At 68.4% G+C, this 14,437-nt stretch carries 12 protein-coding genes, 1 pseudogene and 2 riboswitches; of the genes and pseudogenes, 7 read left to right on the top strand and 6 right to left on the bottom strand.

What is annotated here, in order from left to right; translation table 11 throughout:
• From HMPREF2924_RS35425 to fabV, 5 genes and pseudogenes are all read left to right on the top strand, one after another.
• Positions 1–81, top strand: a pseudogene (locus HMPREF2924_RS35425) (conjugal transfer protein TrbF); the annotation flags it as partial.
• Positions 82–197: 116 nt separating this feature from the next.
• Positions 198–1,226: a P-type conjugative transfer protein TrbG gene (trbG, locus tag HMPREF2924_RS05820; protein WP_087920863.1), complete on the top strand. Its 1,029-nt coding sequence runs from the start codon at positions 198–200 to the stop codon at positions 1,224–1,226.
• A 2-nt stretch (positions 1,227–1,228) separates the two neighbouring features.
• The gene (locus HMPREF2924_RS05825) at positions 1,229–2,509 is read left to right on the top strand and encodes a TraB/TrbI/VirB10 family type IV secretion system protein (protein WP_023124822.1); all 1,281 of its coding nucleotides are present in this window, start codon (positions 1,229–1,231) and stop codon (positions 2,507–2,509) included.
• Positions 2,506–2,754, top strand: a complete 249-nt coding sequence (locus HMPREF2924_RS05830; protein WP_003160610.1) for a DUF2274 domain-containing protein — start codon at positions 2,506–2,508, stop codon at positions 2,752–2,754. The genes HMPREF2924_RS05825 and HMPREF2924_RS05830 overlap by 4 nt, the downstream gene beginning before the upstream one ends.
• Before the next feature lie 417 nt (positions 2,755–3,171).
• A complete protein-coding gene (gene fabV / locus HMPREF2924_RS05835) occupies positions 3,172–4,368 on the top strand; it encodes an enoyl-ACP reductase FabV (RefSeq protein ID WP_003102929.1) in 1,197 nt (398 codons plus the stop codon).
• A 72-nt stretch (positions 4,369–4,440) separates the two neighbouring features.
• Here the strand turns inward: fabV and HMPREF2924_RS05840 are convergent, their stop codons facing one another.
• The 5 genes from HMPREF2924_RS05840 to HMPREF2924_RS05860 form a co-directional block, all read right to left on the bottom strand.
• Positions 4,441–5,388: an alpha/beta fold hydrolase gene (locus tag HMPREF2924_RS05840; protein ID WP_003091085.1), complete on the bottom strand. Its 948-nt coding sequence runs from the start codon at positions 5,386–5,388 to the stop codon at positions 4,441–4,443.
• A 128-nt stretch (positions 5,389–5,516) separates the two neighbouring features.
• The gene (gene cobM, locus HMPREF2924_RS05845; RefSeq protein ID WP_003130725.1) at positions 5,517–6,269 is read right to left on the bottom strand and encodes a precorrin-4 C(11)-methyltransferase; all 753 of its coding nucleotides are present in this window, start codon (positions 6,267–6,269) and stop codon (positions 5,517–5,519) included.
• Complete coding sequence (locus HMPREF2924_RS05850) at positions 6,266–6,694, bottom strand: cobalamin biosynthesis protein (RefSeq protein ID WP_003091063.1); 429 nt, start codon at positions 6,692–6,694, stop codon at positions 6,266–6,268. Before HMPREF2924_RS05850 ends, cobM begins: the two co-directional genes overlap by 4 nt.
• A gap of 72 nt (positions 6,695–6,766) precedes the next feature.
• The gene (locus HMPREF2924_RS05855; protein ID WP_023094633.1) at positions 6,767–7,468 is read right to left on the bottom strand and encodes a CbtA family protein; all 702 of its coding nucleotides are present in this window, start codon (positions 7,466–7,468) and stop codon (positions 6,767–6,769) included.
• Between the two features lie 17 nt (positions 7,469–7,485).
• Positions 7,486–7,668, bottom strand: coding sequence for a CbtB domain-containing protein (locus tag HMPREF2924_RS05860; protein ID WP_003091059.1), 183 nt, complete (start codon positions 7,666–7,668; stop codon positions 7,486–7,488).
• Positions 7,669–7,769: 101 nt separating this feature from the next.
• Positions 7,770–7,920, bottom strand: a riboswitch (cobalamin riboswitch).
• Positions 7,921–7,978: 58 nt separating this feature from the next.
• Positions 7,979–8,170: riboswitch (cobalamin riboswitch) on the top strand.
• Between the two features lie 120 nt (positions 8,171–8,290).
• On the opposite strand from HMPREF2924_RS05860, the gene cobW reads away from it, so the two are divergent.
• Positions 8,291–9,343, top strand: coding sequence for a cobalamin biosynthesis protein CobW (gene cobW / locus HMPREF2924_RS05865; protein WP_009313839.1), 1,053 nt, complete (start codon positions 8,291–8,293; stop codon positions 9,341–9,343).
• A gap of 75 nt (positions 9,344–9,418) precedes the next feature.
• Positions 9,419–13,165, top strand: coding sequence for a cobaltochelatase subunit CobN (gene cobN / locus HMPREF2924_RS05870; protein ID WP_003130731.1), 3,747 nt, complete (start codon positions 9,419–9,421; stop codon positions 13,163–13,165).
• 28 nt (positions 13,166–13,193) lie between these two features.
• Here cobN and HMPREF2924_RS05875 read toward each other — a convergent pair whose 3' ends face one another.
• Entirely contained in the window at positions 13,194–14,288 is a 1,095-nt protein-coding gene (locus HMPREF2924_RS05875) for a 3-deoxy-7-phosphoheptulonate synthase (RefSeq protein ID WP_003091055.1), read from the bottom strand.
• Positions 14,289–14,437: the final 149 nt, after the last annotated feature.

Genomic DNA, 14,437 nt, shown 5'->3' on the forward strand with positions numbered 1-14,437 from the left:
CGCAAGAACCCGCTGGGCATCTACGTCAACGGGCTGTCGTGGAGCCGCGAACTGGATGCGTCCGAAGGAGCCAAACCATGAAATCACTGCAAACCCGTCTTCTGCTATTACCCCAGCCCGGCAGTATCGAAAGAAAAACCCGTGTTGGGCGCAGCCAACCAGAAAACGAATACCGCCGGCGTTTGAACGATGGGCTGATGCTGGCTTTCCCGCTGTTTTCGCCGCGCTTCGGACTGGATCGCCAAGTCCTCTACACGGTCAGCTTGTTGACCTTGGTGGCTGCGCTCGCTGGCTGCGCCTCGCAAGGCAAGCCGCCGCCACGCATCTCGCTCGATGAGCCGGTGCAGGCGCAGCCGCTACCGGAACCGCCCAAGCCTGTCGAAGTAGTGACGGTGCCGAAGGTGTTGCCGCTGCCAGCGCAGATGAAGCCACTGCCGGAAGCGGACGAGGCCAAGCCCGCACCGGAACCGGCCGACGAAATTGTGCGCGTGTCGCGCGCCAACGCCGAGGCGCGCATCGCGCCAACGCGCGAGGGCTACGTCAATGCGATTCAGGTCTGGCCCTTCACCGACGGCGCGCTATACCAAGTCTATGCCGCGCCGGGGCGCGTCACCGTGATTTCGCTCCAGCCCGGTGAGGAGCTGGTAACGGTCGCCGCCGGCGATACCGTGCGCTGGATCGTCGGCGACACATCCAGCGGCGCCGGCAACGATCTGCGCGTGAACGTGCTGGTGAAGCCCATCCGCTCCGGCCTTAAAACGAACGTGGTCATCACCACCAGCCGGCGCACCTACCTGATCGAGCTGACCTCGACCGACAAGGCGTGGATGGCGTCGGTGTCCTGGGAGTACCCCAAGGACCAGATGCTCGCGTTGCGGCGTCAGGATCAAGCCGCGCAAGCGGCCGCGCCGGTCGATACCGGCTTGTCGCTGGAAAAGATCCGCTTCCGCTACGCGATCAGCGGCAGCAATCCACCGTGGAAGCCGTTGCGCGCCTTCGATGACGGCGAGAAGGTCTATATCCAGTTTCCACCGGGCATCGCCCAAGGCGAACTGCCGCCACTGTTCGTCATCGGCGCGCAGGGCGACGGGCAACTGGTGAACTACCGCTTCCGCTCGCCGTACTACATCGTGGATCGGCTGTTCGGCGCGGCCGAACTGCGTCTCGGTGGAGACAAGGGCGACATGGTGCGCATCGAGCGTACGGATGGCACGCGGGGGAACTGACCATGAGCCACGACGGAATCCCGGACGTGCCGATTCCTGATGCCACGCCGAAGGTCGCGCCGGAGAATGTGGCGCTGCGAGCGCAGCCGCGCCCGGTGACACGTCTCAATCGGCGCACGCTGGCGCTGCTGACTGGTGGCCTCGGCGTCGCGGTACTGGGCGCAACGATGTGGTCATTGCAGCCGACGCACCGGCGCGGCGGCAACGAGCCGGCCGAGCTTTACAACGTGGATCGCGTGTCGAAGTCCGAAGGACTCGACCAGCTTCCCGCCGACTACTCGAAGCTGCCGCCGAAGGTGCCAGAGTTGGGGCCGCCGCTGCCGGGCGACCTGGGGCCGGCTATCGTGAACTCGCAGCAGCCAGCGGTGGCCCGCTACACGCCGCCCGGCCAGGATGCGGCGGCAGCCGAGCGTGACGCGAGGCGCAAGGAAGCCGAAGCGGCAGCGGGATCGTCGGTGTTCTTCCGCTCCAGCAACCAGCGTGCCGCTTCTGCGCCTGCGCAAGTGGCGGCTGCCGGCCCGTCATCTGGCTTGGCCGGCTTCGACCCGCAGGCCGCTGGGCCGGCCTCGACGGCGGCGCAGCCTGCCGACCCGACCACAGTGCAGAACCGGCAAGACCAGAAAGAGGTGTTCCAGAAAGCCGGAACCACGGAAACCCGTAATTCCGGCAATCTACAAATGCCGTCCTCGCCCTATCAGGTAATGGCGGGGACGGTAATCGCGGCGGCGCTGGTGACAGGCATCAAGTCGGACTTGCCCGGCGACGTGATCGGCACGGTGACGGAGCCGGTGTACGACACCGCCACCGGCCGCTATCTGTTGGTCCCGCAGGGTTCGCGCATCTTCGGCAAGTACAACAGCCAGGTCGCCTACGGGCAGAGCCGGGTTCAAGTTGTCTGGAACCGCATCATCCTGCCCGACACGTCCTCGCTGACGCTGGACAACCTTGCTGGCACCGATCCGGCCGGCTACGCCGGCCTGGAGGATGGCGTCGATTGGCATTGGGATCGCGTCTTCGCCGGTGCGGCGCTGACGACGCTGCTGGGCGTCGGCGCCGAACTGGCCGCGCCGGAGAACCGTAACGGCGATCGCGTCATCATCGCCGGCCGCGACAGCCTGCAGGACAGCGTTAATCAGGTCGGGCAGGAGATGACCCGGCGCAACCTCAACATCCAGCCCACTTTGACCGAGCGGCCGGGCCTGCCGGTGCGCATCATCGTCAACCGCGATCTGGTGCTGCGGCCCTACCAGCCGCTGTTCTTCAATCGGGGAGCTTCGCAATGAGTACGACCAAGAAGCTGCGGCTCGGGCCGCTGCCCAAGACCGAGAGCATCAAGCTGACCTTCGCCTGTCCAGCCGGCCTCAAGGCCGACCTCGACCGCTATGCGGTGCTGCACGCGCAGACCTACGGCGAAACGGTCGATGCAACGACGCTGATCCCGCACATGCTGGAGGCATTCATCGCCGGGGATCGGGGATTCAGGAAGGGAGCGGCGGTCGCCAAGGCTTCGCCGCCGAAACCGCCCTGATGCTGCGGACGAGTCCGCTAGCATCCCAATGACGGAAGCGCAGCCCACGGGCTGCGCTTCGCTTTTGAGGGCGTCTTGCGATAAGTTGGGGCTATGATGACGACGCGACCTTGCCCGCTACGACGCCCCTGCGTTTACTACCGCGAAGCGCCTATGCGGCACCTAGCTCGATAAGCAGCAAGAGCACATGGCGGTCGAAATCTGGCCTAACCTCTTGCCCCCATAAGACCTTCCGCACCGCTGCATGCCCGCACTAAGGGCTTGACAGCGGACATTTTTTATGTCCGGGCTGCGACGCGTGACCCTTTGGTCACGATTCCTGCCTTCGGTCCGCCCAAGCGGAGGTGTCTCATTTACAATGCGCGACGTCTCTAGCTCCTGAATGTGCTTTTCCGGCATCTAGCAACCGAGGTTTTCATGATCATCAAACCGCGCGTGCGTGGCTTCATCTGCGTCACTACCCATCCGGCAGGCTGCGAGGCCAACGTCAAGCAACAGATCGACTACGTCGAGGCCAAGGGCCCCGTCGTCAACGGACCGAAGAAGGTCCTGGTCATCGGTTCCTCCACCGGCTATGGCCTGGCTGCCCGCATCACCGCCGCGTTCGGTTCCGGCGCCGATACCCTCGGGGTGTTCTTCGAGCGTCCGGGCAGCGAGAGCAAGCCGGGTACCGCCGGCTGGTACAACTCGGCGGCCTTCGAGAAGTTCGCCCACGAGAAAGGCCTGTATGCCCGCAGCATCAATGGCGACGCTTTCTCCGACGAGGTGAAGCGGCTGACCATCGAGACCATCAAGCGCGATCTCGGCAAGGTCGACCTGGTGGTCTACAGCCTGGCCGCGCCGCGCCGTACCCATCCGAAGAGCGGCGAAGTGTTCTCCTCGACCCTCAAGCCGATCGGCAAGTCGGTCAGCTTCCGTGGCCTGGACACCGACAAGGAAGTGATCAAGGACGTCGTCCTGGAGGCGGCCAGCGACCAGGAGGTCGCCGATACCGTTGCGGTGATGGGCGGCGAGGACTGGCAGATGTGGATCGATGCGCTGCTGGAGGCCGACGTGCTGGCCGACGGCGCGAAGACCACCGCGTTCACCTACCTGGGCGAGAAGATCACCCACGACATCTACTGGAACGGTTCCATCGGCGCGGCCAAGAAGGATCTCGACCAGAAGGTCCTCGGTATCCGCGACAAGCTCGCCCCTCTGGGCGGCGATGCGCGCGTGTCGGTGCTCAAGGCGGTGGTGACCCAGGCCAGCTCGGCGATCCCGATGATGCCGCTGTACCTGTCGCTGCTGTTCAAGGTGATGAAGGAGCAGGGCACCCACGAAGGTTGCATCGAGCAGGTCGACGGCCTGTACCGGGAGAGCCTGTACGGCGCCGAGCCGCGCCTCGACGAGGAAGGCCGCCTGCGTGCCGACTACAAGGAACTGCAGCCGGAAGTGCAGTCCCGTGTCGAGGAGCTGTGGGACAAGGTAACCAACGAGAACCTTTACGAGTTGACCGACTTCGCTGGCTACAAGAGCGAGTTCCTCAACCTGTTCGGTTTCGAGGTCGCTGGGGTCGACTACGAGCAGGACGTCAACCCGGACGTGCAGATCGCCAACCTGATCCAGGCCTGAGGCCTGGATCCGAGCCGTCCTCGCGACGGTTCCCGCTCCCCCGAACCGGCGCCCAGGCGCCGGTTCGCGTTTTCAGCGACCGGCCACCTGGGCGTTCCGTACGCCGTCGAGGAAGGCCTGGTAGTGCTGCGCGGTTTCCTCCGGGCGTTCGACCATCGGCACATGTCCGCAGTTTTCCATGATCACCACGCTGGGCCGCTTCAGCAGCGGGCGCATCACCTCGATGCTGGAGACGTCCAGCACGCGGTCGCGGTCGCCCCACAGCAGCAGGGTCGGTGCCTCGATCTTCGGCAGTTCCGGCTCCAGCGGGATGTAGCGCTGGCGCAGTTGTTCGAATATCTGCGCGTTGAACGCCGACGCGGCTACCGCGCGTTCGCCGAGGTAGCGCTTGAGCGGCGCCGGCAGCGGCGGTTGCTGGACGAACACGAAGTCGAGCAGCTTCTGGAAGTCTTCCGGCTGGCGCACCACCAGGGGATTCTCGCCGCGCTCCAGGTCCTCGAACAGTTCGCTCTTGCGCGCCGGCATTACCCCGGCGTTGTCGATCAGCGCCAGCGATAGCACCTGTTCCGGATGGCGCGCCGCGTAGAGCGCGGCGATGTGCCCGCCCATGGAGTTGCCGGCCAGGTGCAGGCGGCGCACGCCGATGGCGGCGGCGAAATTGGCGACTCGCTCGGCCTGGGTGCCGACGTCGTAGCTGGCCTGTTGCGGCTTGCTGCTGTCGCCGAAGCCGGGCAGGTCGAGGGCGACCACATGGTAGCGCTCGGTCAGCGGCCGGGCGAAGCGCAGCCAGTTGTCCTTGTCCGCGCCGAAGCCGTGGATCAGCAACAGGGTCGGGTTCTTTTCCGAGCCGCCTTCCAGGTAGGCGATCTCCAGGTTGTCGACCTGTACGCTGTGCTCGCTGAGACCGGCGAGGCCGCGCTCGACGGTGCGTACGCTGGCGAGGAGGGTAGCCGGGACGAAGTAGAGGACGCCGGCGGCGACCGCCAGCAGCAGAACCAGACCGAGGAGGAATCGTTTCATGGGTGTCCGAAGGCTTCAGGAAAAAAGGGGCCAGCGCTGAACGCTAGCCGTGCCGGCCCGCTGTCGCAAGCCTTGCGACGAGTCTAGGCGTGCTGCCGGTGGTCGGCGCCGAACCTAAGGACGGCGGTTCATTCGCCGGGTCGATAGAGATGTCGATGCTCGGCGCGGTACAGCGAAGAGTCGGCGAAGCCTTCGGCGGCCAGCACCTCGCCGACCAGGATCAGCGCGGTGCGGCGGAAATTCCTGGCGGCGACCTTGGGCAGGATGTCGCCGAGGGTGCCGCGAACCTGTTCCTGGTCGGGCCAACTGGCCCGGTGGATCACCGCGACCGGGCAGTCGGCGCCGTAGTGCGGCAGCAGTTCCTCGACGATCTTCGCCAGGTGGGCGACGCCCAGGTGGATCGCCAGGGTCGCCCGGTGCCGCGCCAGGTCGCCCAGGCTCTCGCCTTCCGGCATCTTCGTGCGTGCGGCGTAGCGGGTCAGGATCAGCGTCTGGGACACTTCGGGCAGGGTCAGCTCGCAGCCGAGCAGGGCGGCACAGGCGGCGGTGGCGGTGACTCCGGGGACGATCTCATAGGGGATGCCGAGTTCGCGCAGGTGGCGGATCTGCTCGCCGATGGCGCCGTACAGGGAGGGATCGCCGGAATGCACGCGGGCTACGTCGAGGCCGCGGCGATGGGCTTGCGCGAGTAGCTCGACGATCTGTTCGAGGTCCAGCTCGGCGGTGTTCACCACCTGGCCGGCCTTGTGCCCCTCGAGCAGCGCTTGCGGAACCAGCGAGCCGGCGTAGAGGATCACCGGGCACTGGCGGATCAGGCGCTGCCCCTTGACGGTGATCAGGTCGGGGTCGCCGGGACCGGCGCCGATGAAATAGACGGTCATGGGAGTTCTCGTTCGGTGAGAAGACGTGCCAGGGCGATGCTCGCCCGATCGTCGCTGCGTTTCGCCCCGAGCAGATCGGCGCGACCGCCACCCAGGCGTTCGGCCAGGGCCAGGGCGGCGGCCTCGGCGACGCTGGAGCAGCCGGTTTCGCGCAGCGCGACGGCGGAGGGGCTGAGCAGGCGCGGCTCGTAGTCGTGCAGGACGGCGGGAGCGAGGAAATGCACGGGGCGTTCGAGCAGCGTGGCCAGTTGCCGCAGGCCGGGTTCGTCGCGTTTGCCGTCGATGCTGGCGAGGGCGTCCAGGTCGGCCAGGCTGCGCCCGTGTTCGCCCAGCGTTCGCTCCAGCAGCGCGCGCAGATGCTCGGCGCTACAGCCTCGGCGGCAGCCGATGCCGGCGATCAGCAGGCTGGGGATGGGCAGGGGCATGCGCGGACCGGAGGAGATGGAAGGAGAGGCACTATGGACCCGCGACCGGCAAGGGTCGCGGGTGGCAGGCGGTCAGGCGTCGACGCCGCCCCGGTTGCGCCGGAACAGCCAGGCAGCGGCCAGGCCGAGGGCGGCCCAGAACAGCGCATTGCTGACCAGCGAGGCGACCACGAAACGCTGGGCCAGGGCTTCCGGCGCCAGGCTGGCATGGACCTCGGGCTGCGGCGCGCCGAACAGGTGCGGCAGCGCCAGCAGGACGGCGCCGACCAGCTTCAGCGGCCAGTTGCCGCCGAACACCAGCAGGGCCAGGCCCACCGCGGTGGCGGCGGCGGTGGCGATCCACCAGTACTGGCGTTGCACCAGGTCGGCCGCGGCGGTACCCGGCAGCTCCGGCGGCAGGCCCAGCGACGGCGCAAGGCAGAACACCGCGTAGCCGGCCAGGCCCCAGAGCAGGCCCTGCCAGGTCTGGCCCGGCGCGCGCAGGGTGAAGAGGCCGGCGAGCATCAGGGCGAAGCCGACCGCCACCACCAGGTTGCCGCCGGTGGTGGAGAGGGTACGCTGCCAGCCGTCCTCCGGCTCCCAGGCCTCCTCGTCGTGGACATGGGCGGCGACGCCGGGGGCGTGTTCGTGGGGCTGGGTCGCGACCGGCTCGCTCTTCTCGTAGGTCTCCGCCTCGAGGATCAGCGGGGTGACCCAGAGAATCTGCAGCAGGGTCAGCAGCAGGGCGGCGAGCAGGCCGGCGAAGCCGGCGGTCTGGGCGATGCGCTTGATCATTCTGGTTCTCTCGCGACTCAGTGGCAGGGGAAGCCGGAGCTGTGCCGGGTATCGTGGGCGGCGTTGTGTACCGCGTCGATGTGCGAGAAACCGGCGAAATAGACCAGCAGCGCGCCGAGCAGGCCGGCGCCGATGGCCAGGCTCAGTCGCTTCGACAGGGAGGTGGTGGAGCTGGCGTGCGCCAGGGTGCTGCTGGACATGGTGCGTTCCCTCTGGATTGGCATGGGCGTGGCAGAGGAGTACGCACGAGGAACAGGCCCGGACGGCCCGCTTCACGCTTGCGCCCGCCCACCGCGGGTGAATCAAACGAAAGGTTCCAGGCCGGTCTCCGGGCTCGCGCGCGATGCGCTTACCGTTGCGGGGGCAGCGCCGGACTGGCTCGGAGAGCGTCACCGGCTTCCCGTTTCACCTCGTGCGCGCCGGCACGAGACACCTGGGACAACCCGCCTAGGACAGCATGAAGGACCGCCGGGCGTCAACCGGCCCGATTGACCCTGGCCCGCGCACTGCGTAGCCTTGCCGGTTCGAGGTTCCTCGCCGGCGACGGCGGGGCTAAGAGGGAACGCGGTCGATGCCGCGGCTGCCCCCGCAACTGTGAACGGCGATCGTTCCCCAATGCCACTGCGTGACGCGGGAAGGCGGGGAACCGGCGGAGACGCCAGACCGTGAGCCAGGAGACCTGCCTCGTCGATCCCGTGGCGCGATGCCCGGGGACAAGACTTCCATACAACCGGGCGGGGTGATCCGGTGGCGAATCCGTTGCGCGGCCCCTGCGTCCGCGCCACTCGTCCGCATGCCCGCCGAGCTGAACAAGGGCTGCCCATGAAAACCCTGGCGAAACTCCCCGTCACCATCGTCACCGGCTTCCTCGGCGCCGGCAAGACCACCTTGCTCCGGCACATGCTGGACAACGCCGAAGGCCGGCGCATCGCGGTGATCGTCAACGAGTTCGGCGAACTCGGCATCGACGGCGAGATCCTCAAGCAATGTTCCATCGGTTGCAGCGAAGAAGAGGCGCAGGGCCGCGTTTTCGAGCTGGCCAACGGTTGCCTGTGCTGCACCGTGCAGGAAGAGTTCTTCCCGGTGATGCGCGAGCTGGTGGCGCGCCGCGGCGACCTTGACCAGATCCTCATCGAGACCAGCGGCCTGGCCCTGCCCAAGCCGCTGGTGCAGGCTTTCCAGTGGCCGGAAATCCGCAACGCCTGCACGGTCGACGCGGTGATCACCGTGGTCGACAGCCCGGCGGTGGCGGCCGGCACCTTCGCCGCCCATCCCGAGCAGGTGGACCAGCAACGCCGCCAGGACCCCAACCTCGACCATGAATCGCCGCTGCACGAACTGTTCGAGGACCAGTTGGCCAGCGCCGACCTGGTGATCCTGAACAAGGCCGACCAGCTCGATGCCGAGGCCCTGGCGCGGGTCCGCGCGGAGATCGCCGGGGAGCTGCCGGCGGCGGTGAAGATCGTCGAGGCGAGCCGGGGCGAGCTGCCGCTCCCGGTCTTGCTGGGCCTCAACGCCGAGGCCGAGCTGCACATCGACGGCCGGCCGACCCACCACGACCACGAAGGCCACGAGGACCACGACCACGACGAGTTCGACTCCTTCCACGTCGATCTCCCCGAGGTGGAGGAATCTGCGCTGCTCGAGGCCCTCGGCGAACTGGTGGAGCGTCACGACATACTTCGCATCAAGGGGTTCGCCGCCATTCCGGGCAAGCCCATGCGCCTGTTGGTGCAGGGCGTCGGCAAGCGCTTCGACAGGCATTTCGACCGCAAGTGGCTGGCCGACGAAGCCCGCAGTACCCGGCTGGTGGTGATCGGCCAGGAGCTGGACCAGGCCGCCATCGCCAACCAGCTGCGCACAGCGCTTGCCTGATCCGTGATCCCCGGCCGGGGCCGGCGATGGCGATTCGCCGGCCCCAGCTTCTTGCGTCCTACCGGTAGAACGTCCATGCACCTGTTGCGCACCCAACCTGGCGGCTTCGTTCCCGACGACGGCATCGCCCACCTGGCCCAGACTCCCGCCGAGCTGGTGATCCTCTGCAGCGGCGATTCGCACCTGGCATTGCTGGCCGAGGCCGCCCGTGCGCTGCCGGACGACTACCCGAGCCTGCGCCTGGCCAACCCCATGCAGTTGCAGAACCACGCCTCGGTGGACCTCTACGTCGACGAAGTGCTGCGGCACGCGCGGGTGATCCTGCTTTCGCTGCACGGCGGCATCGGCTACTGGCGCTACGGCGTGGAGCAACTGGTGGCGCTGGCCGAGCGCGGCGCGCTGCTGATCCCGGTGCCCGGCGACGACCGCCCCGACCCGGAGCTGAGCGCCCTCGGCAACCTGCCGGCGGAGCAGGCCGAGCGCTTCTGGCAATACTTGCGCCAGGGCGGCCTTGAGAACGCCGGGCAGTTCTACCGCTGCCTGGCCAGCCAGTGCCTCGGCCGCGACTACGCCTGGCGCGAACCGCAGGCGCTGCCGCGGGTGGCGCTGTTCCATCCACGGCATGCCGAGGCGACCCTGGAACACTGGCGTGCCGACTGGCAGGCCGGGTGTCCGGTGGTCGCGTTGCTGTTCTATCGCACCCACCTGCAGGCAGCCAACACCGCCTTCATCGCACGCTTTTGCGAACGCCTCGCGGCGCAGGGGCTCAACCCGTTGCCGATCGCGCTGGCCAGCCTCAAGGAAAGCGCCTGCCTGGCGCAGGTGGAAGACTGGCTGGAGCGCAGCGACGCCGCGCTGATCGTCAATACCACCGGTTTCGCCCAGTCCAATCCGGAGGCGCCCGAGTTGCGTCCGTTCCGTCGCGACGTGCCGGTGTTGCAGGCGATCTGCTCGCTGGACAACCGCCCGCTCTGGCTGGACAACCCGCAAGGCCTGGGGCCGCGCGACCTGGCCATGCACGTGGCGCTGCCGGAGCTGGACGGACGTATCGTCACCCGGCCGATCAGTTTCAAGGGCCTGGCCTGGCGCAGCGAACGCAGCGAGAGCGACGTGGTCTGCTACCTCGCCGACGACGAGCGCATGGATTTCGTCGCCGAACTGGCGCGGCGCTGGGCCGAGCTGGCGCGCAAGCCAAACGCGGAAAAACGGGTGGCGCTGGTGCTGGCCAACTACCCGACCCGCGATGGCCGGATCGGCAACGGCGTCGGCCTGGACACCCCGGCGGCGGCGCTGAACATCCTTCGTGCCCTGCGCCAGCAGGGCTACCCGGTCGACGGACTGCCCGCCAGCGGAACCGAGCTGATCCGCCAGTTGCTCGGCGGCGTCAGCAACGACCTGGAGCATCTCGACCTGCGGCCCTGCGCCCAGAGCCTGGCGCTGGACGACTACCTGGCCTGCTTCGCACGCCTGCCGGAGCGCAATCGCCAGGCGGTGCTGGCGCGCTGGGGCGAACCGCAACAGGACCCGATGTTCCGCGACGGGCGGATGATGGTCGCCGGCCTGCGCTATGGCCTGACCTTCGTCGGCATCCAGCCGGCGCGCGGCTATCAGCTCGATCCGGCAGCGATCTACCACGATCCCGACCTGGTGCCGCCGCACGGCTACCTGGCGTTCTACTTCTGGCTGCGCCACGCCTACCGCGCCGATGCCCTGCTGCACGTCGGCAAGCACGGCAACCTGGAATGGCTGCCGGGCAAGGGAGTCGGCCTGTCCGCCGAATGCTGGCCGGACGCGTTGCTCGGTCCGCTGCCGAACATCTATCCGTTCATCGTCAACGACCCGGGGGAGGGCGCCCAGGCCAAGCGCCGCACCCAGGCGGTGATCATCGACCACCTGATGCCGCCGCTGACCCGCGCCGAGAGCTACGGCCCGTTGCGCGACCTGGAGCGCCTGGCCGACGAGTTCTACGATGCCTCGCTGCTCGACCCGCGCCGCGCCGAACAGTTGCGCGGCGAGATTCTCGTCCTCCTGCGCGACAACCGTCTCGACCGCGAGATCGGCTTGCAGCTCAGCGACGATCCGGACAGTTGGCTGCCGCAGCTGGACGCCTATCTCTGCGACCTGAAGGAGTCGCAGATCCGCGACGGCCTGCATGTGTTCGGCGAATCGCCGAGCGGGCGATTGCGCCTGGATACCCTGCTGGCGCTGCTGCGGGTTCCGCGCGGCGATGGCAAGGGCGCCAACGCCGGGTTGCTGAAGAGCCTGGCGGACGACCTTGGCCTGGGCTTCGATCCGCTGGCCTGCGACATGGGCGAGGCCTGGCAGGGCGCGCGGCCGGCCTGCCTGGAAGAGCGGGGCGGGGAGCCCTGGCGTACCCTCGGGGATACCCGCGAACGCCTGGAATTGCTGGCGTTGCACTGGATAGAACGCTGCCTGGGCGGCGAATCGCCGCCTGCCGCCTGGCGTGCCAGCGGCGAGGTGTTGCGCGGCTTGTGCGAACAGGTGGCACCGACCCTGGACGCCTGTGGCGCGGCCGAGATCGACGGACTGCTGGCAGCCCTCGAAGGGCGCTTCGTACCGGCCGGTCCGAGCGGCGCGCCGAGTCGCGGGCGACTCGATGTGCTGCCCACCGGACGCAACTTCTTCTCGGTGGACGTGCGCAACCTGCCGACCCCGACCGCCTGGCGCATCGGCTTCCAGTCGGCCAATCTGCTGCTCGAGCGTCACCTGCAGGAACATGGCGATCACCTGCGCCAGCTCGGCCTCTCGGTGTGGGGCACGGCGACCATGCGCACCGGCGGCGACGACATCGCCCAGGCCCTGGCCCTGCTCGGCGTGCGACCGGTCTGGCAGGCCGGCAGCCAGCGCGTCGCCGATTTCGAGATCCTCCCGGTCTCCCTGCTGGACCGCCCGCGGGTCGACGTGACGCTGCGGGTCTCCGGGTTCTTCCGCGACGCCTTCGCCAACCTGATCCGCCTGTTCGATGCGGCGGTGCAGGCGGTCGCCGAGCTGGACGAGGCGGAGGAGCTGAACCCGCTGGCCGCTCGCGTACGCCTGGAACGCCAGCGCCTCGAGGCGCAGGGTACGGCGCCGGCGGAGGCGCGCCGGCAGGCCGGCTGGCGGATCTTCGGCGCCAAGCCGGGTGCCTACGGCGCCGGCGTGCAGGGCGCAATCGAAGAGCGGCTGTGGGAGACCCGCGCCGACCTTGCCGAGGTCTACCTGAACTGGGGCGGCTACGCCTACGGTGCCGCCGACGACGGCACGCCGGCGCGGGAACGCTTCGCCCAGCGCCTGGAACGCCTGCAGGCGGTGCTGCACAACCAGGACAACCGCGAGCACGACCTGCTCGATTCCAACGACTACTACCAGTTCCAGGGCGGCATGCTGGCGGCGGTGGAAACCCTGCGCGGCGCGCCGGTGGCCAGTTACCACGGCGACCACAGCCAGCCGGACAACCCGCGCATCCGCACGCTCAAGGAAGAACTCAACCGGGTGGTGCGGGCGCGGGCGGTGAATCCGAAGTGGATCGCCGGGATGAAGCGCCACGGCTACAAGGGTGCCTTCGAACTGGCGGCGACGGTGGACTACCTGTGCGCCTTCGATGCCACCAGCGAGCTGATCGACGACCACCAGTACGCGCTGCTGGCCGACGCCTACCTGCTCGACGCGGAGACCCGCGAGTTCGTCCGCCAGCACAATCCGCAAGCCTTGCGCGACATGGCCGAGCGCCTGGTGGAGGCGCAGCGGCGCGGGCTCTGGCAGGAGCCGGGGGCCTATCGCGAGACCCTGGAGAACCTGCTGCTGGACGTCGAAGAGGAATAGCGGAGCGGCATGGCCGCTCGCGCCGCTTTCAGCGCCCCTCGGCGAGCCGCCGGGCGGCGTCGCGGAGAATCCGCTCGGTGCCTTCCCAGCCGAGGCAGCCGTCGGTGATCGAGACGCCGTAGCGCAGTTCGCCGCCGAGCGCCTGGCAACCGTCGAACAGGTGGCTTTCCAGCATTACCCCGACCAGGTCGCTGGCGCCGACCAGGCGCTGGTCCAGCACGCTGGCGAGGACGCCGGGCTGGTTCAGCGGGTTCTTGCCGCTGTTGGCGTGACTGCAATCGACCATCATCCGCGTGGCGATGCCCTGGCTTTCCAGGGCCTGGCGTACGGCCTGCACCTGCTCGGGACCGTAGTTCGAACCGTGGCGGCCGCCGCGCAGCACCACATGGGTGTCCGGATTGCCGCGGGTCTCGATCAGCGCCGGGTGACCGTGCGGGTCGAGGCCGAAATGGCGGTGGCCGTGGGCCGCCGAACGGATCGCGTCGCAGGCGATGCCGACGCCGCCGTCGGTGCCGTTCTTGAAGCCCACCGGCAGGCCGAGGCCGCTGACCAGCTCGCGGTGGATCTGCGATTCGCTGGTGCGCGCGCCGATCGCCGCCCAGCTCAGCAGGTCGTCGAAGTAGCCGGCGGCCAGCGGTTGCAGGAGTTCGGTGGCCAGCGGCAGGCCGAGGCGCAGCATGTCCAGCATCAGTTGCCGGGATAGCGCCAGGCCGGCGGCCATGTCGTCGCTGCCATCCAGGTGCGGGTCGTAGGCGAGGCCCTTCCAGCCCACCGTGGTGCGTGGCTTTTCCACGTAGGCGCGCATCACCAGGAGCAACTGGCCGTCGAGTTCGTCGCTCAGCGCGGCGAGGCGTTCGGCGTATTCGAGGGCGGAGCGGGGATCGTGGATCGAACAGGGACCGACTACCACCAGCAGGCGTGGGTCGTCGCCGTCGAGGATGGCGCGGATGGCGTCGCGGCTGGCGGCGACCTGGCTGGCCAGCTCCAGCGGCAACGGCTGGCGAGCCTTGAGTTCGAGCGGGCTGGGCAGGCGTTCCAGGGCGGTACGGGCGGTGGCGCTGGGCAGGGCGACGGCCTGGGCGTTCGGCGAAAGGGCGGTCAGTGCGGATACGGATGAGTTCATGGTCTGGCTTCCTGGGCTGGCGGCGGGCATCCCGCGCGCGTCGTGCCCTATCGAGGTGTTCGGCAATGTCGTGGGTTGGCGAGCGGCTGGCGGCCGTCGCTAAATCGCCAGGTGTTGAGCGGGTAGCCAGTGCGGTAGCGGTATGCGGT

It is taken from the genome of Pseudomonas sp. HMSC063H08, from assembly GCF_001813645.1.
Taxonomy (GTDB): Bacteria; Pseudomonadota; Gammaproteobacteria; order Pseudomonadales; family Pseudomonadaceae; genus Pseudomonas; species Pseudomonas aeruginosa.